Source organism: Dermabacter jinjuensis, from assembly GCF_902381725.1.
GTDB classification, from domain to species: Bacteria; Actinomycetota; Actinomycetes; order Actinomycetales; family Dermabacteraceae; genus Dermabacter; species Dermabacter hominis.
In genome coordinates this window covers 904107-919295 of the sequence record NZ_LR698963.1, presented here as the reverse complement: position 1 = coordinate 919295, position 15189 = coordinate 904107, and the positions used below count along the sequence as shown (strand labels likewise).

The following is a 15189-nucleotide window of genomic DNA, read 5'->3' as shown; positions in this document are numbered from 1 at the left end:
GTTTCTCGCAGCCCCTCAACAAGCGATATAAACACGGCCATCCTCCACGCCGCCGTCTTGTATCGACTCCGGCAAGAAGAAAAGAACGGTGGATGAGAATTTCTCATCCACCGTTCTTCGTCAAGCGCCGTATGAACTCCTATGCGGCGCGTTTCTTGTTCACGAGGTCGAAGGCCACGGCACCGAGGAGAACGATGCCTTTGATGGCCTGTTGCCATGCGGGATCGACCGCGAGGATGGAAAGGCCGATGTTCAAGACGCCCATGATGAGCGCACCAATCATGGCGCCCGAGATCTTGCCAACACCGCCGGTGACTGCGGCGCCACCGATGAAGCAAGCGGCAATGGCATCAAGCTCGTAACCTTGGCCAGCATTCGCCACTGCAGCACCGGCGCGCGACGTGACGACGATGCCCGCAATCGACGCGAGAACACCGGCAATGAGGAAGACGTTGAAGGTGACAGCCTTCGCGTTCACACCTGACAACGCAGCCGCCTTGTAGTTTCCACCTACCGCGTAAATGTTCCGCCCAAACGGCGTCTGGCCGAGCACCCACGCGAAAAGAAGCACGAGAATGCCGACAATGCCCAGAATAATGGGGAAGCCTCCAGTGGAGTTGGCGAGCAAGAATGTAAAGAGTGCAATAATCAGCGATACAAAAATGATCCGCGCCCAGAACATACCCGCGGGAGACACCTCAAGCTCATGTGCTCTCCTTAAACAGCGAGCCCGAAGCTGAGAAAGGATAAACGATACGATTGCGGCGATGCCGAGGAGCAGGGTAATGCCCTCTAGATAGCCGATGGCCGGAGTATTCGTGAAGCCAAGAACGTTCGGCACCGCGCCGTTACCAATCTGAATGAACGACGGCGAAAATCCGGAAATCGTTTGGCCGACGAGTAGTTGTGCAAACCCGCGAAAGATCATCATGCTTGCGAGGGTGACGATAAACGCCGGAATTCCGACGTAGGCCACCCAGAAGCCTTGCCACGCGCCAACAGCAAGGCCAACGAGAAGGCACAAAATGATCGCAAGGACCCAGTTCATGTGCCAGCTCATGGTGGCGACACCGAAGACACCGCCGATCATCGCAACGGTCGAACCGACGGAGAGATCGATATGGCCTGCGATGATGACGAGCATCATGCCGATCGCAAGGATCATGACGTAGGCGTTCTGTTGGATAAGCGAGGCGATGTTGTCTGGCACGAGAAGTCGCCCGCCGGTGAGAATCTGAAAGAGAATGACGATGCCTATGAGGGCAATGATGAGGCCTGACTCACGCACATTGAGAGTCCTCAGCCACTTTGGCTTTGCTTTTGTGTTTTCTACGGTTTCTGTTGATGCGCTCACGCTGCCGCACCTGCCTTCTGATTGGTCATGAGGCGCATGAGGGCCTCTTGTGAGAATTCGTTTCGGCCGAGTTGGCCTGTGATGCTGCCTTCGTTGAGGGCATATATGCGATCGCATATCCCGATGAGTTCGGGCATCTCGGAAGAAATTACGAGCACTGCCTTCCCCTCGTCGGCGAGAGCATTGATGAGCTCGTAAATCTCGTACTTTGCTCCCACGTCGATGCCGCGCGTGGGTTCGTCAAGGATGAGAATCTCCGGATCGGTATAAAGCCACTTAGCGAGAGCGACCTTCTGCTGGTTTCCTCCGGAAAGATTGCCGACGGCTTCGCCGGTATCTTGTGTTTTGATCCTTACGCTTGAGCGATAGCGCTCGGCCACACGCATCTCCTCATTTGAGTTGATCATCGCGTGCTTCGTGAGTTTCTTGAGATTTGCTGAGGAGATGTTCGTCCGAATTGATTGGATGAGGTTGAGGCCTAGCTCTTTGCGATCCTCAGAAACGTAGGCAAAGCCGTTATCGATTGCTTTGCGTACGCTCGAGGTGTCTACAAGGTTTCCCGCCTTGTACACTTCACCGGAGCGGTATGTTCCGTATGAGCGGCCAAAAAGACTCATCGCGAACTCGGTACGACCGGATCCCATGAGTCCGGCGATTCCCACGATCTCGCCACTCTTGACGTCGAGTGAAATTTCCTTACTGACGAAGCGGTGAGGGATGGTCGGATGCTCAACCGTCCAGTTTTCGACTCTGAGCAATTCCTCGCCGACGTTCGGCTCGTGTTCGGGGTAGCGGTGATCGAGGCTCCTGCCGACCATTCCACGGATAATGCGGGCTTCATCGATCGCGCCCTCGTCCGCCACGTGGAATGTCTCGACGGTAAGCCCATCGCGGATGATCGTGACGGAGTCAGCGATCGCGGCGACCTCGTTGAGCTTGTGGGAAATGATCACGCACCCCACGCCCTCAGCGCGCAATTGTCGGACGAGCTCGAGCAGCTGTTCCGAGTCATCGTCGTTAAGGGCGGCCGTGGGCTCGTCCAGAATGAGGATGCGGACGTCCTTCGAAAGCGCTCGCGCAATCTCGACGAGTTGTTGCTTCCCCACGCCCAAGTTGCCGACGAGAGTGTCAATACTTTCGTCTAGGCCTACCTTGGCGAGAAGGCGAGTTGCTTCTTGCCGCATGGGCTGCCAGTTGATCCCAAACCGTGCGGTTTTGGCGCGGCCCAGGTAGATATTTTCGAGGATCGAAAGATTGGGCGCGAGCGCGAGTTCCTGGTGAATGATGGCGATTCCCGCCTTCTCGCTATCGCGAATCGATTTGAACTCGACCTCGCTACCGTCGAGCACGATGGCACCTTCATACTCTCCCGCCGGATACACCCCCGAGAGAACTTTCATGAGGGTGGATTTGCCGGCTCCGTTTTCACCACAAATTGCGTGAACGGCACCTTTGGCGACTTGAAGATCTACTCGATCGAGCGCAACAACAGGGCCAAAAGTCTTTCGGATTCCCTGCATCTCAAGGATGATTGGCGTTTCTTGCACCATGCCGGTCAGAGCCCCAGATCAGCTTCTGTGTAGTACTCAGAATCCACGAGGATCTCTTTGTAGGTGTCCTTCGTGACGACGGCCGGGTCGAGGAGGTAGGTGGGAACGTCCTTTTTCCCGTTGTTGTACTCCTTGCCCTCGGACACTTCGACGTCCGCTCCTTTAATGATCTGGTCGACCATTGTGAAGGCGCGTTCGCCAAGCTTTCGAGTGTCTTTGAAGACGGTCATCGACTGCTTGCCAGCGATAATGCTCATGACGTTCGCTTTGTCAGCGTCTTGCCCGGTGAGGAGAGGCCAGTTGTCACCGACCTTGTAACCGCGAGCGTCGAGGGCTTGAGCAATTCCAAGCGCGAGTGAGTCGTTGGGGGACAGCACCGCGTGAAGCTCGGTTCCATCTGCATAGAAAGAGTTGAGTCGGGTCTGCATCTCCGATTGTGCTTGCGCGCTGTCCCATCCGAGAATGCCGATTTGCTTCCAGCCTTCCGGGCTTGCGGGGACCTTTCCCGACGGCGACGTAAAAGCCCCAGATTCGAAGTGCTCGGCGAGAACATCCCACGCTCCGCCGAAGAACTGTGCAGCATTGGGATCATCAGGCGATCCACCGAATAACTCAACATTCTTTGGTTTTTGAGGATCTGGTTCGAGCGTGTCGACGAGGTACTGCCCCTGATACGAACCAACGGTGCGGTTGTCGAAGCTTACGTAGTACCCGATGCCCTCGGTTGCTTCAATCAAGCGGTCGTATGCAACCGTCGGGATTCCCTTTTCGGCAGCAAGGTCAACGACTGGCGCGAGCATGGTTCCGTCGATCGGCGCGATCACAAGCACATCGACGCCCTGGTTGATCATGTTCTGGATCTGGCTGAACTGCATGTCCGGCTTATTGTCGGCGTATTGCAAGCTCGTCGAGAATCCAGCCTCTTTCAAAAGGCGATCAAGATTACCACCATCACGGCTCCACCGCTCAAGATATTTGGTAGGCATGGAAACGCCGACAGTGGCGTTACTCGGGTCGATCTTTCGGCTTGTGGTTGGGCGCTCCGCCACGCATCCGCTCAACAAGAGTGAGACGAATAGTGGCGCAGCGAGAACCGCACGCCTTCCTACAGTGTGGTTCACGGTGTTCTCCTTCGAACTATTGGCTCGCGCAGAGCTTTGTGGGGTTACGGTTGATACGGCTTTTCAGCCGCGTGCTTCTTGGTACGCCTCGAGAACTTGGGGTGCACTTTCGCCCGAATAGCTCTGGGTTCGGCCAAAGGACCATTCGGGTGCTGTGTCGCCACCATGGAGAGCCCAGGCCGCCTGGCGAGCTGCTCCGAGAGCCACGTACTCGGCTGGTTCGGGTACAAGGATTTCGCGCCCGAACACCGTGGGAGCTAATTCACGCACAGCACGCGACTTGATACCTCCACCGATGAAAAGAAGTCGCTCGCTCTGTTCTCCGGAGACATTCTCGAGGAATCCGACGGCGTCGGCGAGAGAGCAAAGGAGCCCTTCGACACATGCGCGAGCAATGTCCTCTCGACGAGTCTTGCGAGTGAGCCCAAAAAGCGTTCCTGTTGCTTCCGGTCGGTTCGGGGTGCGCTCTCCATCAAGATAAGGAATGAAGACCACACCTCGAGCGCCGGGTTCAGATGCGAGCGCCATTTCACCGAGGTTCTCGTAATCCACCCCAAGAATTTGGCACCCGAAGTCGAGGATCCGCGAGGCGTTGAGAGTGCACGCAAGCGGAAGCCAGCGACCGGTGGCATCCGCGAAACCGGTCACGGCGCCAGTAGGATCGGCGACGGGCGCATCAACGACCATCGCCGCGACACCCGAAGTTCCGATAGAGACCGAAACATCCCCTCTTCCAAGCCCGAGCCCGAGGGCTGCTGCCATATTGTCGCCAGTTCCGGGAGCGATCGCTGCGCCGCTTTTGGTCTCACCCATGATTTGATTCGGCTTCCCGGCAATCTCCGGCGCTTCAAAGTCATGACCAAGCGCTTGAATACGAAGTTCAGGATCGTAACCGTTGAGTTTCGGGGAAAAGTACGCGGTACCCGATGCATCGCCGCGATCGGTGAAGAATCCGCCGCGAGCATCGAGAACGTGGTTGATGTAATCGTGCGGAAGCACAACGCGCGAGGTGCGTTCGGCGTTTTCCGGTTCATTGTCACGCATCCATCGCAATTTCGTCGCAGTTAGTGATGCAACGTGAACACTACCGGTTCGCTCGGCCGCAGCGGCGGGGCCACCCAATTCCTCAATGAGGTCTCGGGCGGCGCCCGCGCTCCGCGTGTCGTTCCAGAGAAGCGCGTCCCGCACGACGTTTCCTTCGGCATCGAGTGCAACCATGCCGTGCTGTTGACCACCGACAGCGACAGCTTGGGCGCGCTCGAGGAGCGGTCCGGCTGCGTGTTCGAGTGCGTCGAGCCAGGCCTGAGGGTTGACCTCGGTTCCATCGGGGTGCGGTGCGCGGCGTTCCTCGACGATCTCGCCGCTTTCGGCCTCAACGAGGAGCGCCTTGGTGGACTGGGTCGAGGAGTCAATCCCTAGAACGAGTGCCATGCGATATCAGGCCCCAAATCCCATGAGGTGGCGCATCGCGAGCTGGTGCAGGCGCACGAAACCATAGTTACGTTCGCCGGCTTTATCGGCATCGAACTCCTCGTAGGCCGACTTATCGGCAAGGATGTCTTCGAGCGTTTCACCTTCGCCAATGGTCGGTTCCGCGAGCTCGTCGATACCCGAGTATGCGAGGGCTTCTTGGACTTCGGGGTCCTGACGGAAAGCCACGGCGCGTTCCTTGAGCATAAGGTACATTTCCATGTTCGCGGCGGCCGCGTCGTACTGGCCCTTCTCGTGTTCGGTTCGCGAAGGCTTGTAGTCGAAGTGGCGCGCACCGTCAAAAGCGCCAGGGCGCGACGGGAAGCCGTTCTCGAGCAAGTCGACGGTGAAGAACGCTTGAATGAGATCGCCGTGGCCGAACACAAGGTCCTGGTCATACATGGGACCATGCTGACCATTGAGGTCAATGTGGAAGAGCTTGTTGCTCCACAGGGCCTGGGCGAGACCATGGTTGTAGTTCAATGTAGCCATCTGCTCATGGCCCGTTTCGGGGTTGATTCCGACAACGTCGCCATTATCGAGTTGCTCGATGAAGGCGAGGGCGTGGCCGATGGTGGGAAGGAAAATGTTGCCTCGGGGTTCGTTGGGCTTGGGCTCGAGACCGATACGAAGGTCGTAACCCTTTGACTTAATGTAGCCGGCGACTGTGTCGATGCCTTCGGCATAGCGCTGGAGCGCTGCATAGAGGTCTTTCGAGGAGTCGTACTCCGAGCCTTCACGACCACCCCACATAACGAATGTCTTGGCGCCGAGCTCGGCAGCAAGGTCCACGTTCTTGAGGACCTTGCGAAGGCCGTATCGACGAACAGAGCGATCGTTCGAGGTGAATGCGCCGTCCTTGAAAATAGGGTGCGCAAACGTGTCGGTCGTGACCATCTCAGTCACGAGGCCGGTTTCTTCTGTCGCCTTCTTGAGACGATTGATCATCTCTTCACGCTCGGCATCGGTGGCATCGAACGGGAAAAGGTCGTTGTCGTGGAACGTGTAGCCCCACGCACCGAGATCGGCGAGCTTGCGAAGGTGATCTTCGAGCTTGAGGGCCGGACGGGTAGCAAGGCCAAACTGGTCGCGTGCCTCCCAGCCGGTTGTCCAGAGGCCAAAGGTGAATTTGTCGTCGCGAGTGGGCTGCGGAGCTGCCATGATAGGCACCTTTCGTCATCGAGGTGATCGACTCTCGCCGATCGGCTTTGTCGGCAAGGCCGACGATTGACTAGCAATAGTTAGTTTCTTTTACTAACATAGCTCTGTCAAGTCGATTCCTGCAAGAGCCGCACTCGCTTGTCCGACACCTCCGCGGCCGCTCGTAAAATGAAGGGCGCTATGCAACCTACGGACCTTCGCTCCCACAATCTCGCCCGAGTTCTCACCGCGATCGTTCGAACCCCCGAACCGCTTTCACGCGCAGGGATCGCCGCCGCAACTGGCCTCACGAAACCAACCATTTCGAAACTCGTAGAAACACTCATCGATGAGAAGCTCATCATTGAAGGGCCTCTCCAGCGCACAGGCGGGTCGGGACGGCCGACGACTCCCCTTCTACCTGCACCCAAAACCGTGTGCGGTCTAGGGATTCAAGTGAGCGCCGATCACGCCGCCATTCTTGCGCGCGATCTCGCAGGCGAGACGCTCATTACTCACAAGGAGTACGGCACTAACCACGGACGCCCTGACCGCGCTGCCGAACTCGTAGGCCAACTCATCTCCGATGCCCACAGTGCTTTGCCTGAAGGCTGCACCATCGCTGGCATTACGATCGCCGTTCCTGGCCGAATGAGTGCCGATCGCACGAAAGTTGTCTCCTCCCCCGGTCTCGATTGGGCCGATATTGATTTCGCCTCGATGGTTCACACGGCAGCCATCAGAAAAGTGACCGCACCCGCAGCTCTTCCGAGCCCCCTTCTCGGAAATGACACACGTCTCGTAGCGCGCTCCGAGCTCATTTCCCGAGCGGAAGAATCTTTCTTACTCGTCCACGGCGAAACAGGGATCGGTGGAACCATCGTTCTCAACGGCGAAATTCTCCACGGGGACTTGGGGTGGGCCGGGGAGATCGGACACACAACTCTCGACCCCCATGGTCCGCGCTGCCAATGTGGCCGAAGAGGCTGCCTGGAAGCCTTCGCGAGCGCATGGGCCCTTCGGGAGGCAGCGCATGTGCCCGAACACGTACACATTGACGAACTTGCGCATCGCATTGATGGCGCCGTTCTCGAAAAAGCGGGGCTCTGGCTCGGGGTTGCCATTTCCAGTGCACTGACACTACTCGACCTCCAAACGGTAATCCTTTCGGGGTATTTCGGCGAGCTCTTCGATGCAATCGAAACGCCGGTGCGGCGCGCGATGGACGCACACTGCCTCAGCGCCCCAAGCGCCCCCATAACCCTTGCCAAGTCCGCCTTCGCAGGCGACTCCACCCTCGTGGGGGCAACCCAGTACGCACTTTTACCGCTTCTCAACGACCCGGTGAGTTGGATCGAGCGCGACCGCTCTCGAGCGGTACATACGCCACTGGAGCGCGCGTAATGGAAACAATCGTTGGGGTCGCCCACTACATCACTGACCTTGGGGCCGCGATCGCCCTCCCCGTCATCATCACGCTCTTTGGTTGGTTTCTTGGGCTACCGTTCTCGAAGGCGTTCCGCGCTGGCCTCACGATCGGTATTGGTTTCATCGGTGTGGGCCTCGTTATCACGCTCATGAGCGACCAGGTGAGCCCGGCTGCGCAGTCGATGGCGGGGCGTTTCGGCGTCGGCCTCGATATTGTCGATGTGGGATGGCCTTACATGGGGGCAGCAGCGTACGCCACGCTCTACGGTGCGGCAATTATTCCGCTCGTGGCGGGCATGAATCTCCTATATCTCGCGCTGGGCCTCACCCGAACCTTCAACATCGATCTCTGGAACTACTGGACAAGCGCTTTCGTAGGTGCGCTGGTCGGCGAAGTTACGGGATCCTTTGTATGGGGTCTCGTTGGTGCGGCCGCACACATGACACTCATGCTGGCCCTTGCTGACCTCACAGCGCCCATCTTCCAAAAGTACTTCGAGCTGCCAGGTCTCTCTCTGGCGCACGGGACCAGCTCTCCGTACGGCCTGTTTGCCATCCCCCTCAATTGGCTTTTCGACCGAATCCCGGGCTTCAACAAGCTTGACGCGACCCCCGAGACCATTCAGAAGCGACTGGGCATGATCGGAGAACCTATGATCATGGGGCTCTTCCTCGGCCTGTTCATCGGTACCTTGAGTTTTGCGGGAACCTCGACCCCTCCTGACGACGTCAAGAAGATTCTCACATTGGCCATCTCAATGGCCGCGGTGATGCACCTTCTACCGCAGATGGTTGGGGTCTTAGTTGGTGGGTTATTACCCATTTCCGAGGCTGCCCAAGCCTTCGTCAAAAAACGCTTTCCCAGCCGCACCCTGTATATCGGCGTTGACTCCGCAGTAGCGGTCGGCCACCCAGCTGTGATCGCTTCTGGTCTCCTCCTGATACCCATTACCCTGGCCCTTGCAATCGCACTCGAGCCCTTGGGGAATCGAGTACTTCCGCTTGTTGATCTTGCCGCAACTCCCTTCATCGTGGCGCTCATGGTCGCGGTATTTCGTGGAAACATCATTCGTACGGTCGCAGGGGCCACAATTCTTCTCGTGCCCGGTCTTTTCATGGCGACATGGGTAGCACCGCTCTGCACCGCTGTAGCAGCGGATACACATGTAGGTACAGACTCCAGCGCTGCAACCGTCATCTCTCTCACCCCGGGGGCGAATCCCGCAAACTGGTTTTATCCCGCTCTTGCTTCACTTGGGGACTGGTGGGTCGTTGCAGGTGCAGTTCTCTCGTTCAGCGCTCTTGCGATCGTCGCAGCGCGCGATAAGCACGGCGAGCACACCAACGCCAATAGCCAGGCAGGACTTGACTAACTTGGGAGTCAGCTCTCGCTGCCCGAAAGATCAACCCGCTCGACACCGCAGTACACGTTGAAGCGCCCGTCATCGTCACCTTCGCTGCGCACGAATCCACACAGGGTGATGCCGAGCCTTTGGGCAGTGTCGATCGCGAGGGAGGAGGGGGCACTCACGCACGCGATGAGACCGATGCCGGCCATCGCGGCCTTCTGCACGATTTCGAAGGAGGCACGTGAACTGACGAGAAGCACGGCGTCGTTGAGGGGCAGGCGATCCTCGAGGAGGGCCCAGCCGATCACTTTGTCGACGGCGTTGTGACGGCCGACGTCCTCACGAAGCACAAGGCGCTCACCCTCCGGAGTAAGGAGGGCTGCCGCGTGCACGCCGCCGGTTTTCGAGAACGCCGCCTGGCCGTCGCCTAGCTCGCGTTGCGCCCGAAGAAGGTTCGACGGCTGCATGGCAAACGTCGGAGCGAAATCGTGACGTACCCGCTGCGTCACCTGGTCGATTGAAGCCGAACCGCACACGCCACACGCGCTCGAGGTAAGGAACGGCTTCGTGATCACCGGGGCTGCTGTGATGGTGCGGGTGGTGAAATCCATGACGTTGTAGGTGTTGCGTTCGAAACCCGAGTCGTCTTCAACGACGGCGCCATCGCAGTAGCGAGCTTCGCGAATGTCATCGCGGTTCGTGATGTACCCCTCCGCATGAAGGAAACCGTGGATGAGTTCAACGTCGTGACCGGGGGTGCGCATCGTCATCGAGAGCTGCTGGCCGTTGAGGCGAATGTCGAGCGGCTCTTCGACGGCGACGCTATCGGGCCGCTCGGAGTGGTAAAGCTTGCCGTCGCGGATGCGTACGCGCGTGAGGCGCGTCGATGCTGTCACTCGTCCCATAGCACCTCAGCCTAACTCCATTCGTTCGCTGCAGCACGGCCTGTAATGTTGGGGCGTGACCGCGAAGGACTCCCCCTCGAAAGCTGCCGCTCTTGCACATGCGCTGCGCGGCTCGAAGTTCCTGATCGTGGGCGGCCTCGTCTTCTTCTTTGATGCGGCGATGTATAACGTCCTCGTGTTTTGGAGCCCGACGCACGGCTGGGACGAGGGGCTCATGCACGGCCAGCCGATCCTCGCCAAGATCCTCACGATCGCGACGGCCAGCTGCCTCACGTATCTCGGGAATCGCTTTTGGACGTACGGGGACCGTGACAAGCCGCAGACCGCGAAATCCATTCTCGCGTTCATCATCGTGAACGTGATCGCGAGCGCGCTGCAGCTCGGTTGCCTGGGGTTTTCCCGCTACGTCCTCGGGCTGGATTCGGCCTTCGCGGACAACGTGAGCGGCACGTTCATTGGCCAGGTGGTTTCCACGACGTTCCGGTACTTCACGTACGGGAAGTTCGTTTTTCCTGAGGCGGAGGGGTCCGACGCCACCTAGACTCGAGGTGAAGCATCTTTTGAAAGGCGTGGATCATGAACATTTCACGAAGTCGTGACGGATCTGAGCACGCTGCTCCGCGGTGGGCATGCGATGTAACGCGCGATCATGGGAAAGGGGCGCCGTCGGCGTCGGGCGAGTCGGTCATTCTTTCGCCGCATGCGATTCGCGTTCCGGGCCTTGCTCGAAATCAGAGCGAGGCGATTGAGGAGGCAGGCGATCTCCTCGTTGAACTCGAGGCGATCGATCCGGCGTATGTTGAGGCGATGCACGAGCGCGAGGACGCGGTGTCAACGTTTATGGGGTATGGCGTTGCGGTTCCCCATGCAACGAGCGAGGCAAAGAGCAATATTCACCGCACAGCGATGAGCGTCGTGAAGTATGACGAGCCGATTGCTTGGGGTGACAGCGGCGAGGAAAAGGTGTCGTTCGTTATCGCCATTGCGGGCATTGGCGATGAGCATCTGATGCTGCTTCAGGCAATCTCGCAGGTGTTTGCGGAGGAGGATCGCCGCCGGGCACTAGCTGAGGCAGAGGCGCCGCTCGAGGTTCTCGCGGTGTTTGATCCTGACTTCGAGGAGATTCGCGGGCTGTGAGGATGGCCCGCACGAGACGGTTCCAACAAGGTCACCTGCAGCGTCATTCGGTAGGGTGGCCTCACTAAAATTTTCCCGCTGGTGTTTGTCCATGTGGCATACCGGCTCGTCGAAAGGCACATCATGGCAGAACGCACCGTCAAGATTGCGGCCGCTTCCGGGCTCCATGCCCGCCCCGCCGCTATTTTCTCGAAGGCCGCGGGTGAACAGCCCGCGAAGGTCACGATCGAAAAGGTTGGCGGCGCGCCGATCGACGCCTCGTCAATTCTTATGCTTATGACTCTCGGCGCTGGCCACGGCGACGAGGTTGTTCTGCGTGCCGAGGGCGACGGAGCCGAAGAGTCGGTCAACAAGCTCGCGGAGCTTCTCGAGACGGATCTCGACGCGCAGGCCTAAGTACCAACTACACCTCTGTTGGCTGATGAAGGGGGCATGCCGAGCGGCATACCCCCTTCGCTTCATTCAGCCCGTTAGAGTCCGAGTTCCTCAATGATGGGGAGCTTCGCACGCACGGCCCGTTTGCCTTCGGCGGCGGTCGGTGAGCACACCGCGAGACGAGCGAGTTCGCGCGCATCCGCCAGCGACACGGTCGACAAGACTTTCGCGACTGCTGGCAGCGATCGAGGCGTCATTGACAGGGAGTTCACACCGAGCCCCACGAGGACGACCGCGAGCGCGGGGTCGCCTGCTGCCTCACCGCATACGCCCACGGGCTTGTTCGCGCCGTCGCCGAAGGCTTCCGGGTCGCCACCCGCGACCCGCGCACCCGTCGCCGTTGCGCCCACGAGCGCGAGGACGGCAGGCTGCCACGGATCGTTGAGCTGCGCGAGGGAGCCGAGCATGCGGTCGGCAGCCATCGTGTATTGCGTGAGGTCGTTCGTGCCAATCGAAGCAAAGTCGGCGACGCCCATCAGGTGATCGCTTGTGAGGGCCGCGCTCGGAGTTTCGACCATGATGCCGGCGCGCTCCACGCCAGCGGAGCGTGCCATCGACACGAAATCTTCGGTGTCCTCGAGTGTCGAGATCATCGGTGCCATGACCCACGGCTCAGCGCTCGTCTCGCAGCTCGCTTTTGCGATTGCCTTCAGCTGGTTCTCGAGCACCGAGCGCTTCTCCCACGAGGTGCGATAGGCCCGGACGCCAAGCGCGGGGTTCGGCTCGTCGGCATCGGTCAAAAACGGAAGCGGCTTGTCGGCACCCGCGTCGAGTGTACGGATCACGACCTTCCTACCCGGAAAGTGCCGAAGCACCCCCGCATACGCCTCGGCCTGCTCCTCGATACTCGGCTCCTCGTCGCGGTCGAGGAAGCAGAACTCGGTTCGGAAGAGACCCACGCCGTCAGCATTGGCCTCGGCGGCTAAAGCCGCGTCCTTTTCGCCGCCCACATTGGCGAGCAGTGGAACGCGGGTACCGTCGAAAAGCTCCGCACCCCCGCCGGAGTATGTGAGCGGGTTTTTCACGAGCTCGTACCAGGTGGCGGAGAGTTCCCGCTCTCGGTCGCCGAACTCACTGGTCACGGTGCCGGCGGCACCATCCACGTACACGACCGTTCCCGGCTCGATGCTCTCGACGCCTTTCGCGGCGACAACGGCAGGAATCCCAAGCTGGCGCGCGAGAATCGCGGTGTGCGACTGCGGCCCACCGTCGGAGGTGATAAGCGCCGAAACGATGGTCGGGTCGAGGGTTGCTGTGTCGGCGGGGGCGAGATCGATCGCGGCGAGTACGAAGCGCTCGGTCGAGAACGGGATGCCGGGCGCCTGTTCGCCGCGGAGGTGGGCGACGATGCGAGCGCGCACATCCTTAACGTCGGCAACGCGCTCGGCCATGTAGCCGCCGAGGCCCTCAAGCATCGTGGCGACCTGCTCGCCGGCTTCCCACACGGCGCGTTCGGCGCTCATACCGGCGGTGCGTACAAGCTGCTCCGCGCTCGTTGTGAGCGTTGGATCCGCCGCCATTTGCGCTGTCGCCTCGAGAACGGCTTTGCCGTCGCCACTCGCTCTTTCCGCGCGCGCTTCAAGATCTGCTTTGACCGCCGCAGCTGACTGTGAGATGCGAGCAGCCTCAGCCTCGCGCGCTTCACCCTCTGGGAGCGTCTTTCCGGCCTCGGGTTCGGTCACGGGAGGGGCCATAACCTTGACCGGATCGATCACGCGGCCGGCGCTTACGGCGACGCCTCGGTATGTCGTCACACTATCTCCCTCTTACGCCCTAGGCGGACGCGGTCTCTACTCTCTACTGGCGATGTCACCTCATCGTAATCACGCTGACGCGCCGCGCCCGCGCGATCACGGCACTTACAACATTCCAACCGCTCGGATTGGATCGCGGGGCCCAGTGCGACTACAATAGGGCCGCCGCATCGCGGCACTCGGCAACGACGCCCCTGTTGTTTAAAGGAGAACAGCAATGATCGCACGGAGGACTTTCCTCACTCTCACGTCCGCTGGTATTGCGCTTGGCGCGCTCGCAGCATGTTCCAACTCCTCCGGTGGCGGCTCCGCTGGAGGGGACGACTCTGTCGAGGTTTTCACGTGGTGGGCCCAAGGCTCGGAGAAAGCGGGCCTCGACGCTCTCGTCAAGGTATTCAACGAGCAAAACCCCAAGATTAAGTTCGTCAATGGCTCCGTCGCGGGTGGTGCGGGCAGTGCCGCAAAGGACATGCTCCAGTCGCGCTTGCAGACCAAGAATCCGCCTGACACTTTCCAGGCGCACGCGGGTGGCGAGCTGACCGATTACATCAATGCTGGCCAGATCGAAGACGTCTCTGGACTCTACGACGAGTTCGACCTGCGCAAGGCCTTCCCTGACAGTTTGGTCAAGCTCCTCACGGTGGATGGCAAGATCTATTCGGTGCCGTCCAACATTCACCGTTCGAACGTCGTGTGGGCATCAGCAGCCGTGCTCGAGAAGGCCGGGATCGACCCGAAGGCTGTCCCCGAGACGTTCGATGCCTGGCTCGCCGACCTCGAAAAGGCCAAGGCTGCGGGTGTCACCGCGCTTTCTCTCGCGGCACCGTGGACGCAGGTCAACCTGCTTGAAGCAGTGCTCATGTCCCACCTCGGCGCGGACGCCTACAACGGCCTGTTCGACGGCTCGACCGACTGGGCAGGTGCGGAAGTCGCCACTGCGATCGCGGCGTTCGAGAAGCTCGTGGGCTACACCAACTCCGACCGAGATTCGCTCGATTGGCCCGAAGCGACAGCCCTCGTGATCGACGAGAAGGCCGCCTACAACGTCATGGGCGACTGGGCCGTTGCAGCATTCCAGGAAGCCGGCAAGGAAGACATGAAGGACTATGTCTACTTCGAGGTGCCCTCGGCCGCCTCTGGCGACAAGATCTTCGGTTTCCTCGCGGACTCCTTCACCCTGCCTGTGGGCGCACCGCACGCCGACAACGCGAAGGCGTGGCTCAAGACCATCTCGTCCGTTGAAGGTCAGGAAGCCTTCAATCTCGCCAAGGGCTCGATCCCGGCGCGCACCGACGCTGATGTCTCGAAGTTCCCGGCGTATCAGCAGTCCGCGCTCGAGTCCTTCGCACACGACAAGATCTGCGCCTCGATCGCCCACGGTGCGGCAACTTCGGTCGCGTGGCTCAACGCCATTTCCGACGCAACGAGCAAGTTCACCTCCGGCGCGACCGACGCCAAGGCATTCCAGGCCGAGCTTGTTTCCGCTGCCGAATCGAACATGAAGAAGTAAGCTCCGCTTTCACATCGGTTTCGGGGCCGGGGATCT

13 protein-coding genes are annotated in these 15189 nt (G+C 59.8%); 6 read left to right on the top strand and 7 right to left on the bottom strand.

Annotated elements, in window-relative coordinates; all coding sequences use genetic code 11:
* Positions 1-139 precede the first annotated feature (139 nt).
* The 5 genes from mmsB to xylA all read right to left on the bottom strand — a co-directional run bounded on the left by mmsB (position 140) and on the right by xylA (position 6656).
* Entirely contained in the window at positions 140-1354 is a 1215-nt protein-coding gene (gene mmsB, locus FXY94_RS03985; RefSeq protein ID WP_016663732.1) for a multiple monosaccharide ABC transporter permease, read from the bottom strand.
* Positions 1351-2874 (bottom strand): sugar ABC transporter ATP-binding protein, encoded by a 1524-nt coding sequence (locus FXY94_RS03980; RefSeq protein WP_269472710.1) that lies wholly within the window; start codon positions 2872-2874, stop codon positions 1351-1353. Before FXY94_RS03980 ends, mmsB begins: the two co-directional genes overlap by 4 nt.
* Positions 2875-2909: 35 nt before the next feature.
* Complete coding sequence (locus FXY94_RS03975) at positions 2910-4025, bottom strand: substrate-binding domain-containing protein (RefSeq protein WP_016663730.1); 1116 nt, start codon at positions 4023-4025, stop codon at positions 2910-2912.
* Positions 4026-4088: 63 nt separating this feature from the next.
* Positions 4089-5456, bottom strand: a complete 1368-nt coding sequence (gene xylB, locus FXY94_RS03970; protein ID WP_016663729.1) for a xylulokinase — start codon at positions 5454-5456, stop codon at positions 4089-4091.
* A gap of 6 nt (positions 5457-5462) precedes the next feature.
* Positions 5463-6656: a xylose isomerase gene (gene xylA, locus FXY94_RS03965; RefSeq protein ID WP_016663728.1), complete on the bottom strand. Its 1194-nt coding sequence runs from the start codon at positions 6654-6656 to the stop codon at positions 5463-5465.
* A gap of 180 nt (positions 6657-6836) precedes the next feature.
* On the opposite strand from xylA, the gene FXY94_RS03960 reads away from it, so the two are divergent.
* Together FXY94_RS03960 and FXY94_RS03955 are read left to right on the top strand one after the other, a co-directional pair.
* Positions 6837-8039 carry an ROK family transcriptional regulator gene (locus tag FXY94_RS03960; protein WP_016663727.1) on the top strand — a complete coding sequence of 401 codons (1203 nt, stop codon included), beginning with the start codon at positions 6837-6839 and terminating at the stop codon, positions 8037-8039.
* Entirely contained in the window at positions 8039-9436 is a 1398-nt protein-coding gene (locus FXY94_RS03955; protein ID WP_016663726.1) for a PTS galactitol transporter subunit IIC, read from the top strand. The genes FXY94_RS03960 and FXY94_RS03955 overlap by 1 nt, the downstream gene beginning before the upstream one ends.
* Before the next feature lie 8 nt (positions 9437-9444).
* Here the strand turns inward: FXY94_RS03955 and fdhD are convergent, their stop codons facing one another.
* The gene (gene fdhD, locus FXY94_RS03950) at positions 9445-10317 is read right to left on the bottom strand and encodes a formate dehydrogenase accessory sulfurtransferase FdhD (RefSeq protein WP_016663725.1); all 873 of its coding nucleotides are present in this window, start codon (positions 10315-10317) and stop codon (positions 9445-9447) included.
* A gap of 55 nt (positions 10318-10372) precedes the next feature.
* Between fdhD and FXY94_RS03945 the strand changes: the two genes are divergently transcribed.
* The 3 genes from FXY94_RS03945 to FXY94_RS03935 all read left to right on the top strand — a co-directional run bounded on the left by FXY94_RS03945 (position 10373) and on the right by FXY94_RS03935 (position 11850).
* Complete coding sequence (locus FXY94_RS03945) at positions 10373-10858, top strand: GtrA family protein (RefSeq protein ID WP_016663724.1); 486 nt, start codon at positions 10373-10375, stop codon at positions 10856-10858.
* A 35-nt stretch (positions 10859-10893) separates the two neighbouring features.
* Complete coding sequence (locus FXY94_RS03940) at positions 10894-11454, top strand: PTS sugar transporter subunit IIA (RefSeq protein WP_016663723.1); 561 nt, start codon at positions 10894-10896, stop codon at positions 11452-11454.
* A 123-nt stretch (positions 11455-11577) separates the two neighbouring features.
* Complete coding sequence (locus FXY94_RS03935) at positions 11578-11850, top strand: HPr family phosphocarrier protein (protein WP_016663722.1); 273 nt, start codon at positions 11578-11580, stop codon at positions 11848-11850.
* A gap of 74 nt (positions 11851-11924) precedes the next feature.
* Here the strand turns inward: FXY94_RS03935 and ptsP are convergent, their stop codons facing one another.
* Positions 11925-13643, bottom strand: a complete 1719-nt coding sequence (gene ptsP, locus FXY94_RS03930; protein WP_016663721.1) for a phosphoenolpyruvate--protein phosphotransferase — start codon at positions 13641-13643, stop codon at positions 11925-11927.
* 217 nt (positions 13644-13860) lie between these two features.
* Between ptsP and FXY94_RS03925 the strand changes: the two genes are divergently transcribed.
* Positions 13861-15153 (top strand): ABC transporter substrate-binding protein, encoded by a 1293-nt coding sequence (locus FXY94_RS03925; protein ID WP_016663720.1) that lies wholly within the window; start codon positions 13861-13863, stop codon positions 15151-15153.
* Positions 15154-15189 lie beyond the last annotated feature (36 nt).